Below are 23,410 nucleotides of genomic sequence, written 5' to 3'. Positions count from 1 at the left end.
GCTGGGATGCTGGTGCGGGAGCGGCCCCGTGAGACCGCTCCCGCTGAGCGTCCCGCCATTGGTGGCGGGTACGTTTCCTTGATTGTGGTTTGTTAGTTAGCCGGGGAGGTTACGGCGTTCCTCACTGCGGCCAGAAGAGCTTGGACATCGGTTTCGGTGGTGTCCCAGGAGCACATCCACCGGACTTCCCCGCGTGCATGGTCCCAGTCATAGAAACGAAAGGATTCCCTGACTTTCGCGGCTGCGTGGGGTGGGAGGACGGCAAAGACACCATTCGATTGGGTGGCTTGCGTAAGGAAAACACCGTCAATGGCGGAGATCCCTTCGCTGAGGCGTTTCGCCGTCTCATTGGCGTGGCTGGCGGAGCGCAGCCACAACCCATCTGACAGCAGGGCTATCAGTTGCGCAGAGACGAACCGCATTTTTGACGCAAGCTGCATGTTCATCTTGCGCAGGTAGCTCATGCCCGGGTCGGACTCGGGGTTGAGCCAGATGACCGCTTCGCCGAACAGCAGCCCATTTTTGGTGCCGCCGAAGGACAGGACGTCCACACCGACGTCGGTGGTGAACGCCCGCAGAGGAAGCCCGAGATGTGCTGCAGCGTTGGCCAGTCTTGCACCGTCCAGGTGCAGTTTCATGCCCCTGGCATGGACGTGTTCAGCGATCCGTTGGATCTCGCCTGGCGTGTAGCAGGTCCCCAGCTCGGTGGTCTGGGTGATCGATACCACCAGCGGCTGCGCCCGGTGCTCGTCTCCCCACCCCCAGGCCTCGGCGTCGATCAATTCTGGGGTGAGTTTGCCATCGGGGGTGGGGATCGGGAGGAGCTTTATTCCGCCGATGCGTTCCGGGGCGCCGTTTTCGTCGGTGTTGATGTGGGCTGTCGCCGCGCAAATGACAGCGCCCCAGCGCGGGAGCAGCGCTTGCAGGGCAAGAACGTTGGCACCGGTGCCATTGAAGACCGGATATGCGGTGGCAGCTGTCCCGAAGTGGGACTGGACGAGCTCTTGTAGCGAGGCCGTGTAGACATCTTCGCCGTATGCGGTGACGTGGCCTTCGTTGGCCGCCTGAACTGCTTCGATGATTTCGGGGTGAGCACCGGCGTAGTTGTCCGAGGCGAAGCCCCGGTAGGTCGGGTCGTGCAGGCGCGCCGGCAGCAGCTGCCCGACGCCTGCTGTGGAATCAACGCTGACGCTCATGCCGGTAGGCCCACGAGCTGGCCGGCAGTGAGGGGCAAGCGCTGCCCGTTGATGTTTTCTGCCTCTATGCCGAAGATCTGCTGAACAGCGTCGGCAAGGACACTGACATCGGTGAAACCAGGGAACTTCCGTTCCGGCTGGGCTGCCCGCATCCGGTCATCAACCAAAGCTTTGACGACGAAGATCACGGCGGCCGACTGCTGGGTGGAGAGAGGGCTTTCCTTTCCGCCTTGCGGGTGCCGGAAGCCGTCAGCCACGGCCAGGGTCCATGCCTCCGCCGCGGACTTAACGGCGGCGTAAGCGGCGCCGTCGGCTGTTGGGGAGGAAGCGGACTGCGCGGACACGATGGCCAGGCGTCCCACAGGGGAAACAGTCAGGTCATCGTAGAACGCGCGGCTGGTGTTCCTCAGGGTGGTGAGGACGCTGGTATGCAGGAAGTCCCAGTCTTCATCCGCCTGGCCACTGATGCCGGCACCTCCCCGCCACCCTCCTACTAGGTGGATAAGGCCGTCCACGGGACCCAGATCGTTCCGGACCGAGGCCGCTAAGTCCTCAACGGCCTGCAGGTCCGCGAGGTTGCAGACATAGCCGGCGACGCTCGGGTACGTACCAGAGAGCTCCTGCACCCGGTCCTCAAGAATGTCCACTGCGGCTACGCGTGCCCCTGCCTGCGAAAGGGCGCGGACTACTGCCACTCCGGCAGCGCTTGTGGAACCGGCGACGACGATCGTACGCCCCGAGAGATCCTGGCTCATGCGCCCGCCTCGCCCTCAGTCTTCACAGGGCTCTTACCGGTGATTCCTTCAGTTGAATCAATAACAGGGCGCATCTTCTTCTCCAGTGCCTCGTAGAACATCGACAGGGGGAATTCGTCATCAAGGATCTGATCCGTCAGACCCCGCGGCGGGCCGTCCAGCGGAAGCGCCTCCGGTCCCTTGGCCCACACAGATGCCGGGTGGGGAGTGAGGGTTTCGGAGACCAGCTCATAGGCAGCGAGCCAGTGTGCTGTCTTGGGCCGGTCGATCGAACGCCAGTAGAGTTCTTCGATGCGCCGGCCCAGCTCTATGACCACGTCAGCGACGTCCTTCCAGTCGATGCTCAACTTTCCATCGGTCCAGTGCAGGACCCGGTGTTGGTGCATCCAGGCGAACAGCAACTGGCCGCCCACGGCGTCGTAGTTACGGACCCGGTTCCCGGTAATGGCGAAGCGGAAAATGCGGTCGAAGATTACGGCGTACTGGACCAGCTTGGCGTGCTTGCGTGCGTCCTCGGACGCCGTTTCATCCCGCTCGATGAGGACTGATTCGCGGAAGGCGGTCAGGTCACAGCGGAGCTCCTCCAGAGAGTAAAGGAAATAGGGCATCCGCTGCTTGATCATGAACGGGTCAAAGGGCAGGTCACCGCGCATGTGGGTCCGATCATGAATCAGATCCCACATCACGAAGGTTTTCTCCGTGAGGTGGTGGTCTTCGATCAGTTCCGCGGCGTCCGCGGGCAGGTCCAACGAAGTAACGTCGGCAGCAGCTTTAAGGACGCGGCGGAACCGGGCAGCTTCGCGGTCCGCAAATATGCCTCCCCAGGTGAACGAGGGGGTGCTTCGGACCGCAACGCTCTCGGGGAAGAGCACTGCAGAGTTCGTGTCGTAACCGGGTGTGAAATCCACGAACCTGATGGGGACAAACAGCTTGTTCGAATAGTTGCCCGCCTCCAGTTCAGCGACGAAAGAAGGCCAGATAACCTCGACGATGACGGCCTCAACGTAGCGGTTGGTGCTGCCGTTTTGCGTGTACATGGGGAACACAACCAGGTGCGGCAGCCCGTCGATGCGCCACTGCTCGGGATGGAAGGCTACCAACGAGTCCAGGAAGTCAGGCCCGGCGAAGCCCTCAGACTCCCACCGCTGGAAGTCCTGCACGAGCAGTTCCAGGTAGTCGCTGTCGTGGGGAAGATGAGCGCGCAGTTCGTTGAGGGAGTCAGTGATGATGCCGACATGCCGGCGCGCCTGACTATGGTCCGCTGGTTCCGGAACGGAACCGTCCTGGACCTGAACCTGCTGCAGCCCGATGACGGCGGCCTTCAGAGCCTGCCATGCCGGGAGCACCATAAGGTCTTCTGCCTGGGTGGCTGCCACTTCCAGGTTTGCAATTACAGACATGCTCGTTCCTTCCGTTCGGGGATTCCTGAAGAACGTAGCAATGCATAAGCAGGCGTGAAAGCTGGCGGTGCTATGCGTAAGGGATTCTGTTGCTCAGAGCGGTTCCTAGGCCCCTTTGCATGAGATGGGCCTTGCGGTCGCACATCTCCAGACACTCAGGAGCGTCCTCGTTGCGCTTCCATCCACCGAAGACGGAACGGCCCGCCGCTCGCCTCCTCCTGCCACTTAGGGCAGGCCGCCTCTCGTAGCAGCCCCTTAGCGCTGCTTACTCATTTTTCTGGTCTAAATCAGTAATTCTTACGCTCGCGATGCCTAATGCCTGCCTTTTCGTAAGGACTTGGTGTGTTCGACGTGCAACATTCGCCTCGCCCGAGGCCCCCTTCTTCTGCTGTGTTAGCTTGATCACCTTCTTCTTCCCGGCCAGGGCGCCGGAAAGCTTTTCCTAACCGCAGCTACCTTTTCGGAGGCACCATGGGACTTGGTTCCCACACGCAAACAAATGATCGGGCCATTGCGGCAGGCGACGATGCCTGCACCGGCCGAGCAGCTGGCTCTACGGGGAACCTGAGCCGGAGCGCACTGATGCCCTTCGGAGGTGTTGCATGACGCTAACGAACGAAACTTCCGCAGATATCAAGCCAGACAAAGTGGCACAAAACGGTTCTTCCCTTGCGACAAGGGAGGATCGTAGATCCGGCGGTACCGCCAATGAGCTCAAGCGCGGACTAAGCAGCCGCCACCTGCAGATGATTGCCATTGGCGGTGCGATCGGTACCGGGCTGTTTGTTGCCTCGGGTGGCACCATTTCACAGGCAGGTCCCGGCGGTGCATTGGCCGCCTACGCGCTGGTCGGACTGATGGTATTCCTGCTGATGCAGTCATTGGGCGAAATGTCGGCCAAAATCCCGGTCGCCGGTTCCTTCCAGTCCTTTGGCACCCGTTTCGTCTCCCCGTCCTTTGGGTTCGCGATCGGCTGGAACTATTGGTTCAACTGGGCCATCACCGTGGCCGCCGAGCTGGTCGCGGCCGGAATCATCATGGATTTCTGGTTCCCGGGGGTCCCCGGCTGGGTATGGGCCGGAATCTTCCTGCTGGTGTTGACCGGGCTCAACGCCCTCTCAGCGAAAGCCTTCGGTGAATCAGAGTTCTGGCTTTCCCTGATCAAAGTCAGCGCAGTGGTGATCTTCCTGGTCGCCGGCGTGCTGATGATCTTCGGCATCCTCGGCAACTCCTCCCCAGGACTAAGCAACTGGGAAAACCGCGAAGACGTATTCCACGGGGGTTGGGTCTCGATCATCTCGGTCTTCATGATTGCCGGGTTCTCGTTCCAAGGCACCGAACTGGTGGGCGTGGCGGCAGGCGAAGCCAAGAACCCACGACGCGAAGTGCCAAAGGCTATCCGCACCGTCTTCTGGCGCATCATGCTTTTCTACATCGGCGCCATCTTCATCATCGGCTGCCTGATCCCCTTCACCGATCCGAGCCTGCTGGCATCCGGCGAAGCCGACATCGCAGCATCCCCGTTCACCTTGGTCTTCTCAAATGCAGGGATCGCCTTCGCAGCGGCCTTGATGAACGCGGTGATCCTGACGGCCATCCTGTCCGCTGGCAACTCCGGGCTATACGCTTCCACCCGGATGCTTTACGCCATGGCCCATGACGGCATGGCGCCGAAAATCTTCGGCCGAACCAATGCGCGCGGCGTGCCGATCCCGGCCCTGCTGGCCACCGCGTCCGTGGGACTCTTCGGGTTCCTCTCGGCGATCATCGGCCAGGGCGCGGCCTACTCGTGGCTGCTGAACATGTCAGGCCTGTGCGGCTTCATCGTCTGGGCGGGAATCGCCATCTCCCATTACCGTTTCAGGCGCGGCTTCCTCGCCCAGGGAAATAAAGTCAGCGACCTGCCATACAAAGCATCCCTGTTCCCCATCGGCCCACTGCTGGCCTTCGCCTTGCTGATCCTGGTAATCGCAGGACAAAACTACGAGGCAGTGCTTGCCGGACGGACCCTGGAGGTACTTTCCTCCTACATTGGACTGCCGATCTTCATCGCCCTATGGCTGACTCACCGCTTCATCACCAAATCAAAAGTCGTGCCGCTGCTCGAAATGGATCTCACTGGACCAAAGGACCTTGAGGACGGACCTCGGGGCGGCACTCAATAACCATGCTGCTGCTACTTTTAGAGCGCAAAGGGCCCCGCGGAAGCCCCGGGATATAGCGACTAAACGCGGAGATTGGGCGCACAACAGGAAAGCCGGGTGAAAACATCACCCGGCTTTCCGCCTGCAGGCGCGGGTCAACATGGAAGGTTTCGGACTAGCCTCAGGCGACTCTCCAGACGTGGTATTAGCCTGCTTACTTTACGGAACGTCCTCACAGGCGTTTAAAGCACGGGAGTAGAAGTAGCTGCGAGGGCTCCTGTTCCGTGACTAATCGGTGTTTCGCTGACGACCCGCCGAGCCGGACTCCGGCAGCTCAACCCGGGACGCTATTATTCGTAGGGCTTTCGAAGTAGAGCGAATAGGGGGCGCAGATGCAACACATACGTGAAGATGCGGACTATGAGGCATTTTGCGCATTGGCGCGCATTGCTCTGGAACGCACGGCGGATCGCCTACTCGCCAATTCGTTTACGGACCTGCTTTCGTTGGACAGCAGGTGGCACCCCAACGGCTTTGCGGTGTTTCATGTGGACGATCATCACGACCTTGGACAACTGCGCCTCCATGTTTGGCCGGACACTGAGCGGGTTAGGCGGCCTGACGACGCCCCGATTCATACTCATGTTTGGCACCTCTGCAGCCGCATCTTGGTGGGGACCTATTCCGAGACTCTCTATGAGACGTCAGATCCCGGGGTGAGCGGAACCACGGAATACCACACTGCTGACATCAACTACCTAGTCGACAAAGATACTTTCACCGCGCACGGCAAAGCGTTTCTTCGGCCGGTTCTGACGACCAATGTTTCCGGGAGTGGGTTCCACGAGGTTCCCGCAGATGTCCCCCACGAAACGCACATAGGGGAAAGGTCGTTCGTTGCGACTCTATTGCTGACATCTCCCCCAGTGTCGGAACGGGCCACAATGTACGCATCGGATGAAATCCGGCCGAGTACATACGAGCGTCCCGCACTCAGTTATGAGCAGAAGAAGGGGCTCCTTCGTCGTTTGGAGCAGGAACTCAGAATGAGGGTATCGCGTTGAGGGCAGTTCGCATCTGGGCACTACATGGACTTAAAAAATTCCTTAAGCGCATCGATTTCTGGGCCCTGATCGTGGCTGCCGCCTATTTCACGTTCGCAGGCTTGACGAGCAAGCGATACGAGGAACTAATCCCCATCATCGTTGCACTGCTTGGCTTGCTCGCGGTATCCCAATTCAGAAATCGTGCAGATGTCGTGGACGAGGTCAAAACGTGGAAACGGGAAAGGACAGAGCTCTTTTCGTCCAAGTTCCCGCAAAGATATTTGGATGCTCAAACCAACGTCTCACACAGCTACTTCTACACGGGTGCAACGATGCGACGCACGATAACGAACATGCACGAACACCTCACGCGCATCCTGGAACACCGCGGTTCAGTTCAAATACTCTTACCAAACCCCAGTAATGAGCGCCTGTTAGGGATAATTGCCGAGACTCATCCCACCAAGGATGCCCAGGGCATCAAGGCCGACATCGAGAATGCGCTGCGGCTCGCCCAAGAGTTGGAACCAGGCAAAGGCGCCGTCAAAATCCGCACTATTGACTTTGCCACATATCGGAATCAATGCCATGGACGTCGACTTGCCGGACGCGTTGATCATGGTCCAGATGTACGAGTTTAAAGGGAAATCCGAACGTGCGCCGATCTTCCTTCTGGACAGAGATGACAAGGAGTGGTTCAAGCACTTTAAGGAGCAGATCGATCGCCTATGGGATAGCGGCACGGACTACCCGCCTACTATGTCGCCCTAGCCTCCGCAACCTTTGGCTATTGCGCGACGCAGCCGTCGATACCGAACTCGTCAGCTTCACCATGGCCCTGGAACTCGTTTAGGGGAACCTCGGAGTCTCCGTCCCACCCGAATCGGCGGTCCGGGGGGGGCACCGGCGTCAGCCCTTGCACCAGCACCAATCACCAATGCCGACCTGAACTGGAGGACCCAACTCGCCCAATCTATGGCACGCACGCTCCCCACAGCAGTAACCGTCCTGATTCAGACGCTCACCGGCACGGCACCACCGGACTAGAATGACCGTCCTGGCATCCGTCTGCCAGCCGGGTTCTGGACACCGGCGCGTGCGGGCGGACTGGCGGCAGGACTTGGAGATCATGGGGTATGGGATGCTCAGCCACTTCGGCAGATCGTGGACGGTCCGCTGCAGGCTCAGATTGGACCGGACCTCAAGCTGACAGGTGGCGCCTAGGGTTGGGTAATCAGAAGTGAGGCACTTGATTTGCGGTCGACCGCGGTCCCGGTTCCAGCGTCCACAAGCGGGAAAAATTTCATGGCTTATCCACCGCTACTGCTGCTAGGGGAGCTACGCTAACGGCTCCCAAATAGTCTGCCGGGATCGCCCGAATTGGCCCCAACAGCGGATGCAACAGGGTCACCGGAACGACTTTGTCGAGCTCAGCCACGTTGACGAAATCACGGTTATCGGCCTTTAACCAACGGAAGTGGAAGTAGCTGCGAGAACTCCCATTCCCGTTCGTTGACAGATCTTGGCGTTTCGGAGGACATCCATCGCTTCTCACGCCTGAGAATATTCGTCACGACCCACATAAACTCTGAAATTGAATCCTTACCTCCGCAGCCCCTCACGTTTAGGGCGCAGCCGCCACTTAAGCACTTCGGGCAGGAATCATCAGTGGGCGACGCGGGCGGTGGGCCTCCCCGGCGAACGGCTGTCATGAGGTGATCTCCGCGTCCACGGTCACGCCGTGAGCAATTTGAACTGATGCGCCGAACTCTTTCTCGGACCGGTAGCAGGCGTCGATAATCCGTGCCACGGAAAGGGCATCCTTGACGGGTGCCACCACAGATGCACCAGTGCGGATGCTGTCGATCCATCCGCGCATTTCCGTGCGGAAATTGCTGATGTTCTCCAACTCGGGCAGCTCAGAGAACTTGTTCGCATCAGTACGGGCGAACGGCGGAGTGAAATAGCTCTGCGTCCATTCGGTCCAGCCAGCCGACCAACCGGCGCGGTCCTTCTCGACGTAGATCCTCAGCTTTTGGGGAAGGACGCCGATTTCGATCATTCCAGCGGTGCCGTAGACGGATATACCTGAGCTTTCGAACCATTCAAGACGGTCGTGGCTGTCGAAGCTGAACGTAGCGGACCTGTCGGGATAATTCAGCAACACAGCTGCGGAGTCCTCTCGGCTCGACGCGTCCGAGAGCACCGCGGACTTGCGCACTCGCGCATTGACGGACTCCGGGACCCCAAACATGCTGACCAGGGAATCGATCATGTGGCACCCGATGATCCACAGCGCCCCTCCCATGTCCGCTGGCTGGTTTAGATGCGCGGTGAGATGCTCGCCGGCCAGGGCTGCGCCTCTGGCCGACACACTGACCACATTCCCGATGGTCCCGGCGTCTATGAGCTCCTTTGCCCGAGTGACCGACTGCGCCAGGCGGACGTTGTAGCCGACCTGGACTACCAATCCCGGAGCGGCCATGGTCTCCGCCTCGGCCAGCTTCAGCAGGTCATCGACGGTTCCGCCGCCCGGCTTCTCCACGACGACAGATTTTCCCGCCGCAAGCGCGCGCAGGGCGTGCGGGACCATATTGACGCTCTTTGAATGCACCATGATCGCGTTGATGCGCTCATCCTGGAGCACCCCGTCGATATCGAGGGCCTCCATGTCGTACTTGTCCGTGAAGTACTTCAATCGCGGATCGTCGTCTGCCGCAGCCACCACCTCGACACCCTCGATTTCGCGCAATGCGCGGACCCGGGCGGAGGCGTGCGGGTGGGTGATTCCGAGAAGTCCTACGGTGATCGGTTTCAAAGTGCTGTCTCCTGTCGGATCCTGATACCAGGACGAGGTTGTATTTGAACCTGGTTCGACTTACGGACCAAGATCCGGTGCCTGGGCGGGCCGCTGGACCCACGGTCATCTAAGGCGTTGAGCCGTCATCTGGCTCATCTTGCCACCAGCCTTCCCAGGCAAAGGAAACAAGGACCCCCTGGGGGAACCCACCTTTTGGGCCATCGCCTCCGTAACCGGCGCCATCGACGAGGACCGACAAAAGGTTGAGCAGCATTTTCATCGTTCACTCCTGTGCTGGGTGGCCTGGTCGGTGTTGCGGCAATTGAGCAGACGTGAAAGGCGTGTCCCCTGACTCACCGGCGTGCCTGAAGATTCATAAGGTCCGCCATCTTTTACAACCGCACTGAAGTTCGTGAGGTCAGAGCCCTGGTCGTGACCGCTTGGCAAGGTCCATCGGATCGACGTAAGTCCTGGCAACTTCAGCTCTAGTAAATAGGCGGCGGCCGAATCCGCCGCTGAGAAGCAGCCACAGGTACTGACCGTCAGCAGATGCCGCGTCAACAATTCCGGAGTGGGAAGTTTTGGCGCAAACAAGCCTTACGTGGTCACCAGGGCACAGCTCGCCCCAATGCGCAGGAGTGGCCACATCGCTTTGCTGCGCCTCGCCAGCAGGCTTCTGACCCCAATTATGTGTGGATGACGAATTCAACTGGGACTCCGTTTCAAGGCTCCGTGAGTGCATGTGATGGTTGTATCTATTGCTTACCTATGCGACCGGTGAGACCGGGTTATCCTGCTGATGGCTTCGCCGGCCGACCACCACCCAAATTGCGATGCAATCTTCGTTGAAAGGATTGCTGAGCCGGTGAGGCGCGGAGGATACGAAGTTGATGCTGTCGCCGGCTTTGAGGGTTCCTGCGGAGGAGCCGGCTTCCACGTTGAGTCTTCCTTCAAGGATGTGGAAGTACTCGTGTCCACCGTGCCGCATGAGGTTGTCGGGCGGGCAGGATTCAGTGCCGCTTCCGTACGTCACTCGGAGTAGTTCCACATTGGGGTCGTTCTCTGCGGTGAGTCGCTCCCAGAGGACACCATCGACGCGTAGTTTTGGACGGTCCTTCGCTTCCAGGAGTCCGGGAAGTTCGTTGTTCCCTGTAGATGGCACCAGAGGTCTCACCGCACCTTCGGATGACCGAGGCTGCCCGTCTTCAACGACGGTTGGAGTTTCAACGACCCGAAGACTGGTACGTGCGGGCGGAGAATGCCCCGCATCCTGCAGTAACGCATCAAGGGACAAGCCCAGTGCTGATACGAGGGCGTAAAGGGTTCCGACAGACGGTGTTGTGCGGCCCAGCTCGATCTGTGAAACGAGGCTGGCGGAGACGTCCACACGGCGCGCAAGCTCGCGTATGGAGAGCTTGGTGCTCTGCCGGGCGTCACGAAGACGCATGCCAAGCTGGATGGCGGCGTCCGATCGTGCCTCGGGGGCTGGTGCGCTCATGGTGTTCCGCTTCTCTTGTGAGGCTCCGTGGCAGACGTGAGCCACGCACCACCCCTGCAGGGTGGCGCGTGGGTCAGGCTTACGCGGATTAGCTCGGGTTAGACCTTTTCGGACTGTTCCGCGGCGATCAGTTGGGACGCTGCCTCGAGTGTCGCCGCGGCTGAATCGTGGGCGCGTGCCAATGCCTGATCCAACGGCAGCAGGCGGTGTGATTCCGCGAGGATTTCCACGCCCCAGTGTCCGCGCCATCCGGCGTTGTGGATGGCTTTGACGAAGGCAACCGTGTCGAGGTCACCTTCACCGGGGTACAGACGCTCATTGATGGTGTCTTCCCACAGCGAGCCCCTGACGTCCTTATGGGCATCATCGATCTCAACGATGAAGACTTTGTCCATGGGCAGGATGGCGGCCAGGTCTTCGTAGCGGGTGCCGCCGCGGCTGGTGTGCCACGTGTCGACGGTGAGCCCGCCGTGGGGGTTGTTGACCTCGCTGATGAACTTCGCGCCGATTTCGATGGTCTTGAGGTTGTTCATGGGCATCGGTTCCAGAGCTACGCGTGTGCCCACTTCCCCGGCCTGGGTGGCGAGCCGGTCGAATTCCTGGTGGAACGCGGTTTCATCGACAGGCGCCGGCTCGCCTTCGAGTGCGAGTTCGGCGCCGATCTTGATGGTTTTGACGCCGAGGATTTCTGCGGCGTTGAACAGGATCTTGCGCCAGCGATCGGATTCTTCGCGTTCGGGGCCGGTCTTCCACCAGTCCGCGAGGAATTCCATCTCGACGTGGATGATGCCGTTGTCGTCCAGCAGCTGGCGGAGCCCCTTGAGACCAATCGTCTTTTCGATCTCCGGTAGGTCGGCGTGGATAAAGCCCAGTCCCTTCCAGCCTGCCTTGGCGGCAGCCTCAACCCGGGTGCGCACGTCGATAGGGCTCGTCTCATCGCCCCGAAGCGGTGCTGCGTTTCCTGCCCAGGTCCAGCAGGAGGCCAGGAGGTCCCGGTTCTGAATGATGTTCGTGTCGTTCACGTTCGTCCTTTGTTAGTTGGCTTTGTGGGTTGAGGAGGCGGCCACGCCGTCGGCGTTGGTGGCATCCGGGGCAAGCATGACCTTCGTTTCCCGGCTTGAGTCCTGTGCCCTTTGGAGGGCTTTGTCTCCGCGGGAGAACGGGACGACGGTGGAGACGATCTCGCCGAGGTTGAGGCGGGTGTTTGCCACGTAGCGGATTGCTGCGGGCCATACTGCTACCGGCGCCCCGGTGGAGCTGGTGATCAAGAGATTTCGTTCCTGCACCAGGCCCAAGCGTGCAGGCGCAAACTTTGGTGTGGAGACGCCCATCAGCAGGACGCGTCCGTTGTGGTCTGCGCTTTCAAGGGCTGCTGCTTGCGCCGCGGAGTTGCCGGACGCTTCGATGACGACGTCGGCGAAGGGCCGCCCCATGGCTGCTGCTGCCGCACCTGTGGTGTCCGGGGTTTCAAGCGGATTAACGGCAGCCGCCGCCCCCAGTTTCATCGCCGTTTCGCGACGAAGTGGACTGGGATCAAATACGACGACTTCCGCTCCCGCGGTAACAGCCTGGATCACTGCATTCAGGCCGATTGCTCCGAGTCCGTGCACGTGGACCGTGTCGGCAGCACTGATGCCGCCGATCTTCTTGAGTCCGTTTAATACGCAGGCGAAGGGTTCAATAACCGCGGCCGTAAGCATATCCACCTCGTCAGGGATGTGGAAGCACATGTCGGCCGGGACGGTGAACAGCTCGGCGGCGGCTCCATCGTGGGTGACACCGAACCAGTCGTTGCCGCCCAGGTGTCCGTGCCCGAGAACGCGGTCCCCGGGGTGGAATCCTTCAACAGCTGCGCCGGCTTCCACGACGATGCCTGACCATTCATGGCCCAGGACGTGGGGGTAATTGATCTTGAAGGATTCCGGCATGCTGCCGTGCAGGATTTCGATATCGGTGCCGCACACCCCCACGTAAGCGGGCCGGACCAGGAGTTCAGTGGCCTTGGGTGCGGTGACGGTTGCGGTGCCGGGTTCGACTGTGACGGTGCCGCCGGCGTCTTTGCGGACCAGGACGGCCGGCACGGTCCGGCGCGGAGGTGCTGCGGACGCCGTTCGCACGTCGTTGACGGTCTCAGACATGTTGTGTTCTTTCTGTAGATTCAGGCAACAAGGAGCAACGAGGATTGTTAGACGTCGCTGCCATGAAGCGCGGCAGTGACAAGTTCCCGAATACCCTCCGGGGTTACTTCCCGCGGGTTGGCGTACGGGTTCCTGGTGGCGATTTCAACGATCTTGTCGATGTCGGATTCCTTCAGGCCCAGCTCGGCCAAGGACGACGGTGCACCGAGGGCGAGGCTCAGTTTCCGGAAGTGGGCCGCCGGGTTGTCTGCCCCCGTGGCGCGCTGCAGGGCCGCGATCGCCTGCGGGGCGTGCTGGGCGTTGTAGGCCAGGGCGTAAGGAAGCACCACTGTGTGGGTTTCGGCGTGGGGAAGGTTGAAGGTTCCGCCGAGCGTGTGGCACAACTTGTGGTGCAGGGACATGGTCGTCGCACCCAATGTGGCTCCGCAGAGCCAGGCCCCGTACAGGGCATCGGAGCGCGCTTCGATGTTGGTCGGGTCCTCGACGATCTTTGGCATCGCTTCGAGCAGGGCACGGGTGCCCTCCTCGGCCATCAGGGAGATGATGGGCGAACCGTCCGGCGCGTACAGCGCTTCCACGGCGTGGGCGATGGCGTTGAATCCGCTGGTGACCGACATCTTCACCGGGAGGGACACGGTAAGTTCGGGGTCGTAAATGACACTGGTAGGTAGAACCTTGGAGTCGCGTCCGGTCTTTTTCTCGCCGTCCGCGGTCAGACCCCATACCGGCGTCATTTCGGAGCCCGCGTAGGTAGTCGGCACCGCAATGATGGGCTGGCCGAACTCCAGAGCGATGGCCTTGCCCAGGCCGGTTGTCGACCCGCCGCCGACCGCAACGTACCCGTCGGCCTGGGCAGCAGCAGCTACTTCACGCGCTTTGTGGGCGGATTCGATGGGCACATGCATTTCAGCTTCTGCATGCACCCCGGCGCTGAGCTCGCCCAGCTGTTGTGAAACCCTTTCGGCCATATCCGCCTGGAAGGGTGTAGCCAGGACCAGGACACGCTTGAGGCCAAGGTTGAGGACTTCGTCGTTAAGTGAGGCAAGCGAACCGGCTCCGAAGCGGACGCGCATCGGAAGTGCCTGGTACTGAAAATCCTTCATCGGGTGTTCTCCTGTGCTTCGATAATCCGTGCAGTGGACGAGGACATCACTGCCGTCTTGATAATGTCCGGGTCGACGAGATCGGGGTGGATGACGATGTCGATCACTGCCTCCATGAACGGTGAGGTGAGCCCGTAGCGGGCTGCATCGGCTTCTGAGGTGTTGGGCACGAATTCGGCGATCAGGCTCTGCTTCACGGCGAAAACGGCGTCTGAGTCGATGTAGTCGCTGCCGGCAACAAAGATGTGGGTCGTCAGTTGCCGGAAGCCCAGCGCGGTGACGATGAAATGGATGTGCGCCGGCCTGTTCGGGTGCCTAGAAGTCGCGTGGAGAAGGTCCCCAACAGGCCCATCGGTCGGGATCGGGTAATAGCTGGGGATAACGCTGCGGAAGTAGAACTCCCCGGCGGCGTTGGACGTGAACAGGCCGCGGCCGTTGCCGATGCTTTGGATGCCGGGTTGCTGGACGTCGTAGAAGCCCTTGGTATTTGCCTGCCAGATGTCGATGGCGGCATTGGGGACGGGCTCACCGGTGACAGAGAGGATGCGCCCCCTGACCAGGCAGATCTCTCCTTCACTTTCCGGGGAGGCATTCTCGCCCAGTTCACGCTTCGGGGATTCGACCATGTGGAACGGGCCCAGGACAGTGGAGTCGGTAGCGTCCGGAGTCTCGGCGTCATTGAGCGTTTCCACCATCATGGACACGCCCAGCACGTCGGAGAGGAGGATGAACTCCTGTCGGACGGAGTCGCACTTCCGGCCTGTGGCGGTCAGGAAGTTGATGGCGGTTTCCCATTCTTCGATCGTGGGTTCAATCTCCCTAACGAAGTTGTGAAGGTTGGTGGTGAGGCTGGTCAGGATGGTCCGAAGCCGGTCATCAGGGGTATTGCGGAAACTGTCGATAACAGCGGCAGTCAGTGTTCCCGGGCCGAGGTCCGTGCTCATGGTGCTGTTCCTTCCTTGGAGCTGGGGCGGCTGGTCAGTGGGGCTCAGATGCTGGTGAATCCGCCATCGACAACGAGTTGCGCGCCGGTGATGTACGAGGCCTTGTCGGAGGCGAGATAGACGATCGCATCGGCGACTTCGCTGGCCTTTCCGGCCCTGTGCATGGGGGTCTTGGCGATCAGCTCATCGGAAATGGCCTGATCCTGGTTTTCCGTCAAGGGTGTTGTGATCAGCCCGGGGTGGACCGAGTTCACGCGGATCCCCTGCGCTGCCCAGGTGGCGGAGGCGTTCTTCGTCATCATGGTGACGGCACCCTTGGATGCCTGATAGGCGGCGACGCCGGCTGCTCCGACAAGTCCCCAGATGGACGAGACGTTCACGATGGATCCGGATTCCTGCGCCAGCATGGCCGGTGCGACGAAGCGCATTCCCAGGAAGACGCCGGTCTGGTTGATGGAGATGATCCGGTGCCAGTCCTGGATGTCGATATCCGTGATCGAGTCGTACGATCCAACCAGGCCTGCGTTGTTTACCAGGACGTCGATCCGGCCGTGGGCATGGAGCACTTCTTCCGTGAGTGCCTTCCAGCCGTCTTCTTCGGCGACGTCGAGGCGCCGCCACTGGATGGTCCCGTCTGCTGCGTCCCCGGCGGCTATGTCGGCTCCGTAGACGGTCGCACCCTGTGCGGCCAGTGCCAGTGCTGTGGCGTGGCCGATGCCGCTGGCCGCTCCGGTGACGATGGCGATCTTCCCGTCAAAGGATGGTGAACTCACGATGTGCGCTCCTTGCGTTATAAGTGGCGGGCTCGGTTAGACGACGCGGCGGGTACTCCGGGAACCGGCCAGGTAGTTGAAGATCAGTGCGCTGAGGATGATCAGACCGTAGATGGCCTGGATCCAGAACGAGGGAACCTGGGACAGGACGAGGATGTTCTGGATGATGCCCAGCAGCACTACGCCGCTCAGGGCACCAATCATCGATCCCTTACCGCCGTTGAGGCTGATCCCGCCGATGACTGCCGCTGCGAACACGGTGAAGATCAGGCCGTCACCCTGATTGGCGGTCACGGACGCGATCCGGCCGGTGAGCATGAGGCCGGCGAATGCGGCGATGACCGACCCGGCGACGAAGACTCCGATGGTCAGACGCAGCGTCTTGATGCCTGCTGCTGCGGCGGCAGCATTGTTTCCGCCCATGGCGTAGAGCTTGCGGCCGACCGGGTGGCTGCGCATGAAGACCGCGGCGACAATCAGGAAGATCACGAAGAGCCAGATCTGGATTGAGATGCCCAGCCACTTGGTGTTGCCGAGTGCAAGGAATTCAGCGGGCAACCCTGAGAGAGTCTTGCCGCCGGACAGGCCCATGGTCAGGCCGCGGAGCAGGGTGAGCATGGCGAGGGTGACCATGAAGGCGTTGAGCTTCAGCTTGCCGACGAGGAATCCGTTGATGAGTCCGATGACGATACTCAGGACGAACATCGCAGCGAACGCGCCCCACGGCGTCCATCCCCATCCGGAGCCGCCGACGGCGGCGGGCAGGACCAGCCAGACGGCGAGCATCGGGGCCAGGCCCACGACGGATTCGAGGGAGAGATCGAAGTATCCCGAGATCAGGATGATGCTTTCCGCGATCACGACGATCCCGAGCACAGCAGAGGTAACAAGGACGTTGTTCAGGAGATTGTTCGCCGTGAGGAACTGCGGGGACAGGATGGTCCCGATCACCATCGCCAAGATAATGGCGGGCAGCAGCGCGAGCTCACGGGCCCAGCCGGACGAGCGGGCCTGGTCGATGATGTTGAGGGGCCGGCGGCTGGTCGGCGTACCCGCAACGGTCGGGGTATGCGTGGACATTGGACTTTCTCCTTGGTTTTTTGACTCTGTGATCGTGGGCTGCAGGGGCTGGGCGGACGTTTTCATGCCGCTGCCTCCGCGCCTTGGATGGCGCCTACGAGTTCCCACTCTTCGTAGCCGGCGTTGAGTTCGGTGTGGATTTCGCCCTTGTACATGACGATCACCCTGTCGCAGATTTCCAGGTCGGTGTCGTCGGTGGAGACGATCAGCAAGGACCGTCCGCTGTCACGCAGTGCCCGGAGGGACTCGTAGATGGATTCCTTGGCCGTCACGTCCACACCGGCGGTGGGGTGGACAAGGACAAGTGTGTCCGGGTTGGAAGCCAGCGCCCGTGCAAGCACGACCTTCTGCTGGTTGCCTCCGGAGAGCTCTTCGACGGCCTGCGTCGGTCCGTCGCATTTGATGGCCCAAGCCCCGGAAAGTTCTGTGAAGCGTTCACGGCGGCGCTTTGAGTTGATGAGGCCGCCAGGGCCGCGAAGCCGGTCAACGATCGTCAGGGTGGCGTTCTCTTCGACAGACAGTTCCGGGACGTAGCCGTTGACGTGGCGGTCTTCGGGTACGAAGCCCACACCCGCGTTGATCGTCTTGATGACGTTTCCCTGACCGAGGGTGTGGCCGTTGTGTTCAACGGTGCCTTGTTCGATTGCCACCTGGCCGGCGATGGCCTGTGCGAGCTGGACGTGACCGGCACCATCGAGGCCGGTCAGCCCGACACATTCTCCGGCACGGACGGTCAGGTTGGCTCCGAGCACTCGGAGGCCGATGCGGGCCCCCGAGACGGTGAGGCGCGTCTCGCCCAACTGGTCTTGGCGGCGGTGCTCGGCGGCAATCTCTTTCTTTGCCGCGGCAGCTTCTTCCTCGCTCACCCCGGCCATGACGTTGACAATCCGGTTGACGGTGAGGTCCGCCGTCTGGGCGGTCAGGACGTCGCGTCCGTCGCGCAGGATGCTGACAGAGTCGCAGACCTTGAAGATTTCCTCCAGATGGTGGGACACGTAGATCACGGTGACCCCGCGCTGGCGCAGGCTGTTGATCTGGGCGAAGAGTTCATGCGAAGCCCCTTCGTCCAGGCCGGCCGTTGGTTCGTCCAGAAGGAGGATCCGCGGTCCCCGGGACAGTGCCCGGCATACTTCGACGATCTTCTTTTCCAGCGGTTCAAGATCAGCGACAGTCTTATCGACGATGCGCTCGTAACCCCAGTCCTTGAGCTGGTCCGTGGCCGTCCTGCGGATCGCGGGCCAGTCCACGCTCCCCCACCGCTTGCGTGGGTAGGCACCCAGGCTTATGTTTTCCGCCACTGTCAGTTCCGGCACGAGGGTGCTTTTCTGATACACGCAGGCGATCGAATCGGATCCTGGACCTTCGGTGACGTCACCGTTGGCGCCTTGGATGTGGATGCTGCCGGCGTCCGGAGTCACCAGACCGGTAAGCATCGCAATCAAGGTGGACTTTCCGGCGCCGTTGCGGCCGAGAAGGGCCCGGGATTCGCCTGAACGGACGATCAGGTTCGCATCTGTCAACGCCTGGGTCGATCCGAAGGACTTCTGCAGCCCTCGGATCTCGATGGCGTTCTGGGTATTGGCTGTGACCACGATGTCACCCTTTCTCAAATTCAGTCTTCACCCTGGCCCTGCTCGGCCGGGAGGAGGCTACTTCTTGTTGCCCCAGAGGTTCTGGTCGTCAACGTTGTCTTTGGTGATGACCGGGGACGGAAGCATGTCGGCAAGGTTGCCCTTGTAATCAACGATTTCGCTGCCGTGCTCGGACGGACCGACCTTGTATTCCTTGCCGGCGATGGCGTCCTTGAGGTACTGGACACCGTACTTGCCGTAGAGGTCCACGGGCTGGGAAACAACAGCGTCAACGTGACCCGATCGGATGGCATCCAGGGATCCCTTGGAACCGTCAATCGTTACCAGCGGGATGTGGCCTGGCTGTCCGGCGGGAACCCACTTGCCCTGGCCTTCCATCACGGTCTGCACACCGGAGAGCATGACGGAGTCGCTGGCGAGGAACACGGCGTCGACCTGGGAGGTACTCAGAACTGTCTGGGCGTTTTCCACAGCCTTCGCGGATTCCCAGTTGGTGTCCTTCTTGATGATCGAGATCCCGGGGAACTTGGACTTCATGCAGTCGCTGAAGCCTTTGTCGCGGTCGAATCCGGAAGTCGTTGACAGAGCGCCGTGCAGCGACAGCACCATGCCCTTGCCGCCAGTGAGCTTGCCGATCTGTTCACAGACGCTGGTGCCCATAGCAACATTGTCCGCCCTGATGTTCATGTAGATCTTGCCGCCATTGGCTGCGGTGTCCACGGTCACTACGGGGATGTTTGCGGCGTTAGCGGCCTGGATGGCCGGGATGATGGCATCGCTGTCGCGGGGGATTGTCACCAGGCCCTTTACGTCCTGTGAAATCAGGGTGTTGATGTCGGTCACCTGCTTGGCGGGGTCGCCCTCGGCGTTGGACGCCGGGAGCATGTTCAGGCCGTTTGAATTGGCCTCGGTAACGACGGAGTCCACCAGGCCTGCCGTGAAGGGGTTGTCGAGGACACCGGCTGAGAAACCAACGGTGGGGTTGCCGTCACTTCCCGGTGACGCACCCCCGCCACAGGCGGAGAGCGCCAGCGTGGCGCCCATGAGCACGGCGACACCAGTGTGGCGGCGGCTCAGTTTGAATGCGGAGGCGCCTTTGCGATCCTGCACCATCATTTGCTCCTAATTAGAAGGTAGACATACACAGTGGAACTCTGGCTCCGGTGCTGCCCGTCCTCGACTTCGAGTCCGGCGCTTCCGGAGGCTTTGGCCGATGCGCCGACTGGCCGGGGAGATCCCCGCCGTTATCGGCTCTCGCGGCTTCATCACCCTTCAAATGTAAAGTGATACACCCCACAGTGTCAAGTAATACAACACATGTCACTTTACACTCGACCCCTACGCACCCTTCCATAATCCTGTTCCACGTAATAACTGTGAAGTCTGGGCAATGATGCGGTAGAGGAGCTAAACTCATGTGTACGCGTACTGTACACGTATGGCTGGTTCCCCGGTCTCTTGGTGGACAGACAAATCAGCGGTCCCTTCTTTTGACGGACTGGATCGCCGGAAAGGCCGAGGATGAGCATTCAAGCCACTGCACCGGTGACCCAGGAGGGTCGTGCCCAGCTGGGCAGTCAGCTCAGGGCTGCCAGGACAAGGGCGAAGATCTCTCTCAGGGAGCTTTCCCGCAGGGTCGGTATCTCCGCAAGTTTCATGTCACAGGTCGAGTTGGGCCGCGCCGTCCCTTCCATCGGAACCTTGTACACCATCGTTTCGGAGCTTGGGCTCTCCTTGGACACGCTCATGAGTGGTGAGCACTCGGCTCCCGCCCCGGAAGGAAATGGCGCGACCGTTGATTCAACTGTCGTCGGTCTTTCCGGCTTCGCCCCGTCTGCAGGCACGGCAATCCCGGGAATCCAGAGGGCCGGAGACCGTCCAGAGATCAACATGGGAGGCGTCCGCTGGGAGCGGCTCACGGAACGGGCCGACCCTTTGGTCGAGTTCCTGCGGGTGACGTACGCGCCCGGGAGCGAGTCCTGCTCCGCAGAGGCCCTGATGCGCCACCCCGGATGGGAATACATCCATATCCTTTCCGGCCAGCTCAACGTCCAGGTCGCCTTCGACAGCGATGTTCTCGGGCCTGGAGACAGCATGAACTTCGATTCCAACGTTCCGCACCGTCTCAGCAACACCTCCGCTGAAGATTGCGTCGCCATCTGGGCCGTGGTCGGCCGTCAAGGCTTCGCCCATCCCCTCGACCTGGCCAGGGCCGGACAGGGATCGAACGGTGAGGACTCCACGACGATGGAACACTCCCACTCCTAGCATTCCTCCCCTTTCATGACACGGACGCGGTAGACGCTAAAAGAGTGCCGGCGACGGGTGTCGCGCCGGCACTCTTTTGGCTTTGCTGGCCTGGGTCACTTCAGACAGCTGAGTCCGCGGAGGCGGTGGTGTCTTCCTGACCGAGGGCAGGCTGCCCAGGCTTGGGCGTCGGCTGGTAGGCCAGCAGCTTCCAAGATGAACCCACGCGGATCCACACGGCCAGCGCGGTGTTGTCCAATGCGGTCCGCGTGCCCCTGATGGTCAGATCGGCGTGCATTTCTCCCATCACGAGGGCTACATCGCCCACTATTTTGACCTGCTCCACCGGATGATCGATCCGGTGATAGACGTACACACCCTGCCGGCACTTGTCTATGTAGCTGATCAGGTCATCGCGTTCCCCGTTTGAGTGCGCGTAGACGAGGTCCTCATGGCAAAGTTCAGCGAAGGCGTCGAAGTCAGACCTAAGCACGGCCTCGTAGCGGCGGTTTTCGAGGGACAGGATCTCCTGTTCGTTTGAAGAATGGTGATCGGGCACGTGGTGCTCCTTCCGATCCAGGGCGGGCTGAAGGTTAGATGAGTCCGCGGATGCTGCCGCCATCCACGCCCCAGACGGACCCGGTGACGAAGCTGGTCACCGGGCTACAGAGCAACGCGATGACGCGTGCTACTTCCTCCGGAGTGCCGAGCCGTTCCAGGGGCAGCTGGCGCAGCTTCATTTCATGTTCTACGGCTGCCTGGCGTTCCATCCCGTGCAGGGTTGCGAACGTGTCAGCAAAACCGCCCGGCTTGGTCCAAAACGGTGTCCAGATGGGTCCCGGGGCCACGGCGTTGACCCGGATCTTCGGTCCCTCCGCGCGGGCAATGGACTTCGTCAAGGCCAGGACAGCTGCCTTGCTGGCGGAGTAGTCGACAGGCTGGGCCTCAGGTTGCCGGGCGAGGTCGGATGCGTTGTTGACGATGCACGGAGCCGCTGACTCGCGCAGGGCGGGCAGAGCGGCGCGGATGGCGCGCACGTAACTCATGAAGTTCAGCTCCATCGTGAGGGCCCAGTCCGCGTCGGTGATCTGCTCGAAGGTCCTGACTGCTCCAGAGCCGACGTTGTTGATGAGAAGGTCCAGGCCGCCGAGCTGGTCGATAGCCTCGGCAACAGCGTTGTTCGTAGCTTCACCTCGGGTGAAGTCAACAACGGTCGGGACGATCCGGCCAGGGTGGTCAGACGCCAGTTCCTCAAGTTCAGTCAGGGCCGATTTGTCGATGTCCAGGGCTGCGACTGTGGCTCCTTCGGCGGTGAGCAGCAGTGCTGTGGCACGGCCAATGCCCAGGGCAGCGCCGGTGATGACGGCTTTCTTGCCGGTCAGTTCCAGTTCCATGAGTTGTACCTTTCGGTGGTTCGGTGTTCCTGTGGTGCTTTAGTTCTGATGGGCGGAAGAACCTTCGGAGCCGGTCCGGAAATCAAAACCGGTGGTCAGGCCCCCGTCAGCTACAACGGTGGTGCCGAAGATGGCCGAGGACTCCTTGGCGAGCAGGAAAAGTGCCGAATTGGCGACTTCATCCGCTCCGGTGATGCGTCCGAGGGGCTGCCGCGCCTCCCATGGCTACATCGGATGATTCGGAGCCTCCCGGGAATGTCACTTCGCCGGTATCAGCGGTAACTACACCGGCTATCACTTTGACCAGGGTGCTCTTTCCGGCACCGTTTTCTCCCAGCAGCGCGTGCACTTCACCCGGCCCGGAAGTCCACCGAAACGTCGTTGAGCGCCTTCGCCCCGCCGAAGCTTTTGCTGATCCTGCTTACAGAAAGCAGGACCTCGGTACTAAGGACCACGTTGACCTCATTCCGTTTGATTGGTTCGAGGACGAGGTTAAGTGATCTAACCCACAGGTGTCAAGTCCAAGGTTACATGTTCACCCATGTTGTAAACCTCGGGCCAGAGGTTATCGTCATCTGAGCGGGTCCTTAGAAAACGCATTCTCCTCTAAATTAGGGCCGTCCCTCCACTGAAAATGCCGTAAGAGAAGGCTTGTCGCGGGCTCCGTGGCGCCACCCGGCCCGGCGAAATGTGTCAACTAGTAGTTGACGCCGAAGCCTGCTGCCACTTACCTTGGAATGAGGTTGGGCCAAGAATCATCAGCTTCGGGTTGGCTTTCCCTAACGAAGGCCCGGCTCAACGTCGTGAAGAAGCAGCGTTGGGCGTGGACAGCGGGGCGAAATCAGACTCGTGGCGGCCGATAGCCCCCAACACTTTAAGCAAGGAGAGTGCTCCGTGGATAACGCCACTGCAGCCGAGAAAAATAAGATCGAAACCTTGGAGGCAAAGCGCTACCAAGCCGTAGTCGACGGTGATTACGACGCCTTCGAGGGCCTGTGCCACCAGCGTCTGGTGTACACCCATTCGCTGGGTGACCGTGACACGCTGGGCAGCTACCTGGAAAAGCTTCGCAAGGGCTTCTATAGGTACCACCGGATCGACCACCCCATTGAAGACATCGTCTTGATTGGGGACACCGCACTCGTATTGGGACAGATGAACGCGGACCTCACCGTCAACGGAACCCACAAAACGCTTGCCAACAGCGCACTCTCGGTATGGATAAAAGAGGGCGAGAGCTGGAAATTCTTGGCGTACCAGCCGACTCCCCGCAAGCCTGCGGCAGCTTAGACCCCGCAAC

21 protein-coding genes are annotated in these 23,410 nt (G+C 60.8%); 4 read left to right on the top strand and 17 right to left on the bottom strand.

Annotated features, from left to right (window positions below; all coding sequences use genetic code 11):
* Positions 1-92: 92 nt before the first annotated feature.
* From F8G81_RS00560 to F8G81_RS00550, 3 genes are read right to left on the bottom strand one after another with little or no spacing between them, the layout of a single operon-like run.
* Positions 93-1,196, bottom strand: a complete 1,104-nt coding sequence (locus F8G81_RS00560) for a threonine aldolase family protein (protein WP_267277107.1) — start codon at positions 1,194-1,196, stop codon at positions 93-95.
* Positions 1,193-1,951, bottom strand: coding sequence for an SDR family NAD(P)-dependent oxidoreductase (locus tag F8G81_RS00555; protein WP_267277106.1), 759 nt, complete (start codon positions 1,949-1,951; stop codon positions 1,193-1,195). The genes F8G81_RS00560 and F8G81_RS00555 overlap by 4 nt, the downstream gene beginning before the upstream one ends.
* Positions 1,948-3,351: a DUF6421 family protein gene (locus F8G81_RS00550; protein WP_416377084.1), complete on the bottom strand. Its 1,404-nt coding sequence runs from the start codon at positions 3,349-3,351 to the stop codon at positions 1,948-1,950. Before F8G81_RS00550 ends, F8G81_RS00555 begins: the two co-directional genes overlap by 4 nt.
* Positions 3,352-3,953: 602 nt before the next feature.
* Between F8G81_RS00550 and F8G81_RS00545 the strand changes: the two genes are divergently transcribed.
* Positions 3,954-5,516, top strand: coding sequence for an amino acid permease (locus F8G81_RS00545; protein WP_267277105.1), 1,563 nt, complete (start codon positions 3,954-3,956; stop codon positions 5,514-5,516).
* A 1,039-nt stretch (positions 5,517-6,555) separates the two neighbouring features.
* A complete protein-coding gene (locus F8G81_RS00540) occupies positions 6,556-7,182 on the top strand; it encodes a hypothetical protein (protein ID WP_267277104.1) in 627 nt (208 codons plus the stop codon).
* Between the two features lie 1,067 nt (positions 7,183-8,249).
* Here F8G81_RS00540 and F8G81_RS00535 read toward each other — a convergent pair.
* From F8G81_RS00535 to F8G81_RS00490, 10 genes are all read right to left on the bottom strand, one after another.
* A complete protein-coding gene (locus F8G81_RS00535; protein WP_267277103.1) occupies positions 8,250-9,359 on the bottom strand; it encodes a Gfo/Idh/MocA family protein in 1,110 nt (369 codons plus the stop codon).
* Positions 9,360-10,107: 748 nt separating this feature from the next.
* Entirely contained in the window at positions 10,108-10,839 is a 732-nt protein-coding gene (locus F8G81_RS00530; RefSeq protein ID WP_267277102.1) for a helix-turn-helix domain-containing protein, read from the bottom strand.
* A gap of 98 nt (positions 10,840-10,937) precedes the next feature.
* The gene (locus F8G81_RS00525; RefSeq protein ID WP_267277101.1) at positions 10,938-11,861 is read right to left on the bottom strand and encodes a sugar phosphate isomerase/epimerase family protein; all 924 of its coding nucleotides are present in this window, start codon (positions 11,859-11,861) and stop codon (positions 10,938-10,940) included.
* Positions 11,862-11,873: 12 nt separating this feature from the next.
* The gene (locus tag F8G81_RS00520) at positions 11,874-12,977 is read right to left on the bottom strand and encodes a zinc-dependent alcohol dehydrogenase (protein ID WP_267277100.1); all 1,104 of its coding nucleotides are present in this window, start codon (positions 12,975-12,977) and stop codon (positions 11,874-11,876) included.
* 47 nt (positions 12,978-13,024) lie between these two features.
* Positions 13,025-14,080, bottom strand: a complete 1,056-nt coding sequence (locus tag F8G81_RS00515) for a maleylacetate reductase (RefSeq protein WP_267277099.1) — start codon at positions 14,078-14,080, stop codon at positions 13,025-13,027.
* Positions 14,077-15,024, bottom strand: a complete 948-nt coding sequence (locus F8G81_RS00510; RefSeq protein ID WP_267277098.1) for a dioxygenase — start codon at positions 15,022-15,024, stop codon at positions 14,077-14,079. Before F8G81_RS00510 ends, F8G81_RS00515 begins: the two co-directional genes overlap by 4 nt.
* A gap of 44 nt (positions 15,025-15,068) precedes the next feature.
* Positions 15,069-15,797 carry an SDR family NAD(P)-dependent oxidoreductase gene (locus F8G81_RS00505; protein WP_267277097.1) on the bottom strand — a complete coding sequence of 243 codons (729 nt, stop codon included), beginning with the start codon at positions 15,795-15,797 and terminating at the stop codon, positions 15,069-15,071.
* 36 nt (positions 15,798-15,833) lie between these two features.
* Positions 15,834-16,877 carry an ABC transporter permease gene (locus F8G81_RS00500; protein WP_267277096.1) on the bottom strand — a complete coding sequence of 348 codons (1,044 nt, stop codon included), beginning with the start codon at positions 16,875-16,877 and terminating at the stop codon, positions 15,834-15,836.
* A 62-nt stretch (positions 16,878-16,939) separates the two neighbouring features.
* The gene (locus tag F8G81_RS00495; protein WP_267277095.1) at positions 16,940-18,469 is read right to left on the bottom strand and encodes a sugar ABC transporter ATP-binding protein; all 1,530 of its coding nucleotides are present in this window, start codon (positions 18,467-18,469) and stop codon (positions 16,940-16,942) included.
* Positions 18,470-18,526: 57 nt separating this feature from the next.
* Positions 18,527-19,585 carry a sugar ABC transporter substrate-binding protein gene (locus tag F8G81_RS00490; protein WP_267277094.1) on the bottom strand — a complete coding sequence of 353 codons (1,059 nt, stop codon included), beginning with the start codon at positions 19,583-19,585 and terminating at the stop codon, positions 18,527-18,529.
* Between the two features lie 405 nt (positions 19,586-19,990).
* Between F8G81_RS00490 and F8G81_RS00485 the strand changes: the two genes are divergently transcribed.
* Complete coding sequence (locus F8G81_RS00485; RefSeq protein WP_267277093.1) at positions 19,991-20,737, top strand: helix-turn-helix domain-containing protein; 747 nt, start codon at positions 19,991-19,993, stop codon at positions 20,735-20,737.
* A gap of 100 nt (positions 20,738-20,837) precedes the next feature.
* On the opposite strand, the gene F8G81_RS00480 is transcribed toward F8G81_RS00485, so the two are convergent.
* Genes F8G81_RS00480 through F8G81_RS23495 form a run of 4 tightly spaced genes read right to left on the bottom strand, consistent with a single transcriptional unit; the run spans position 20,838 to position 22,459 of the window.
* Complete coding sequence (locus tag F8G81_RS00480) at positions 20,838-21,275, bottom strand: nuclear transport factor 2 family protein (RefSeq protein WP_267277092.1); 438 nt, start codon at positions 21,273-21,275, stop codon at positions 20,838-20,840.
* A gap of 34 nt (positions 21,276-21,309) precedes the next feature.
* The gene (locus F8G81_RS00475) at positions 21,310-22,110 is read right to left on the bottom strand and encodes an SDR family NAD(P)-dependent oxidoreductase (protein ID WP_267277091.1); all 801 of its coding nucleotides are present in this window, start codon (positions 22,108-22,110) and stop codon (positions 21,310-21,312) included.
* A 39-nt stretch (positions 22,111-22,149) separates the two neighbouring features.
* The gene (locus F8G81_RS23530) at positions 22,150-22,305 is read right to left on the bottom strand and encodes a hypothetical protein (protein ID WP_416377156.1); all 156 of its coding nucleotides are present in this window, start codon (positions 22,303-22,305) and stop codon (positions 22,150-22,152) included.
* Entirely contained in the window at positions 22,289-22,459 is a 171-nt protein-coding gene (locus F8G81_RS23495) for an ATP-binding cassette domain-containing protein (protein WP_323809226.1), read from the bottom strand. Before F8G81_RS23495 ends, F8G81_RS23530 begins: the two co-directional genes overlap by 17 nt.
* A gap of 545 nt (positions 22,460-23,004) precedes the next feature.
* On the opposite strand from F8G81_RS23495, the gene F8G81_RS00465 reads away from it, so the two are divergent.
* A complete protein-coding gene (locus F8G81_RS00465) occupies positions 23,005-23,400 on the top strand; it encodes a nuclear transport factor 2 family protein (RefSeq protein WP_267277090.1) in 396 nt (131 codons plus the stop codon).
* The last annotated feature ends 10 nt before the right edge of the window (positions 23,401-23,410 follow it).

The sequence above is a fragment of the Arthrobacter sp. CDRTa11 genome (assembly GCF_026427775.1).
Taxonomy (GTDB): domain Bacteria; phylum Actinomycetota; class Actinomycetes; order Actinomycetales; family Micrococcaceae; genus Arthrobacter.
Note: the sequence above shows the minus strand (reverse complement) of the source record. Positions and strands in the feature narration are given on the sequence as shown.

Bases quoted from the DNA above. Each gene is read 5' to 3' on its own strand.
- F8G81_RS00510 (WP_267277098.1), bottom strand. From the start codon at position 15,024: ATGAGCACGGACCTCGGCCCGGGAACACTGACTGCCGCTGTTATCGAC.
- F8G81_RS00545 (WP_267277105.1), top strand. From the start codon at position 3,954: ATGACGCTAACGAACGAAACTTCCGCAGATATCAAGCCAGACAAAGTG.
- F8G81_RS00475 (WP_267277091.1), bottom strand. From the start codon at position 22,110: ATGGAACTGGAACTGACCGGCAAGAAAGCCGTCATCACCGGCGCTGCC.
- F8G81_RS00520 (WP_267277100.1), bottom strand. From the start codon at position 12,977: ATGTCTGAGACCGTCAACGACGTGCGAACGGCGTCCGCAGCACCTCCG.
- F8G81_RS00485 (WP_267277093.1), top strand. From the start codon at position 19,991: ATGAGCATTCAAGCCACTGCACCGGTGACCCAGGAGGGTCGTGCCCAG.
- F8G81_RS00500 (WP_267277096.1), bottom strand. From the start codon at position 16,877: ATGTCCACGCATACCCCGACCGTTGCGGGTACGCCGACCAGCCGCCGG.
- F8G81_RS00555 (WP_267277106.1), bottom strand. From the start codon at position 1,951: ATGAGCCAGGATCTCTCGGGGCGTACGATCGTCGTCGCCGGTTCCACA.
- F8G81_RS00515 (WP_267277099.1), bottom strand. From the start codon at position 14,080: ATGAAGGATTTTCAGTACCAGGCACTTCCGATGCGCGTCCGCTTCGGA.
- F8G81_RS00490 (WP_267277094.1), bottom strand. From the start codon at position 19,585: ATGATGGTGCAGGATCGCAAAGGCGCCTCCGCATTCAAACTGAGCCGC.
- F8G81_RS00550 (WP_416377084.1), bottom strand. From the start codon at position 3,351: ATGTCTGTAATTGCAAACCTGGAAGTGGCAGCCACCCAGGCAGAAGAC.
- F8G81_RS00560 (WP_267277107.1), bottom strand. From the start codon at position 1,196: ATGAGCGTCAGCGTTGATTCCACAGCAGGCGTCGGGCAGCTGCTGCCG.
- F8G81_RS00530 (WP_267277102.1), bottom strand. From the start codon at position 10,839: ATGAGCGCACCAGCCCCCGAGGCACGATCGGACGCCGCCATCCAGCTT.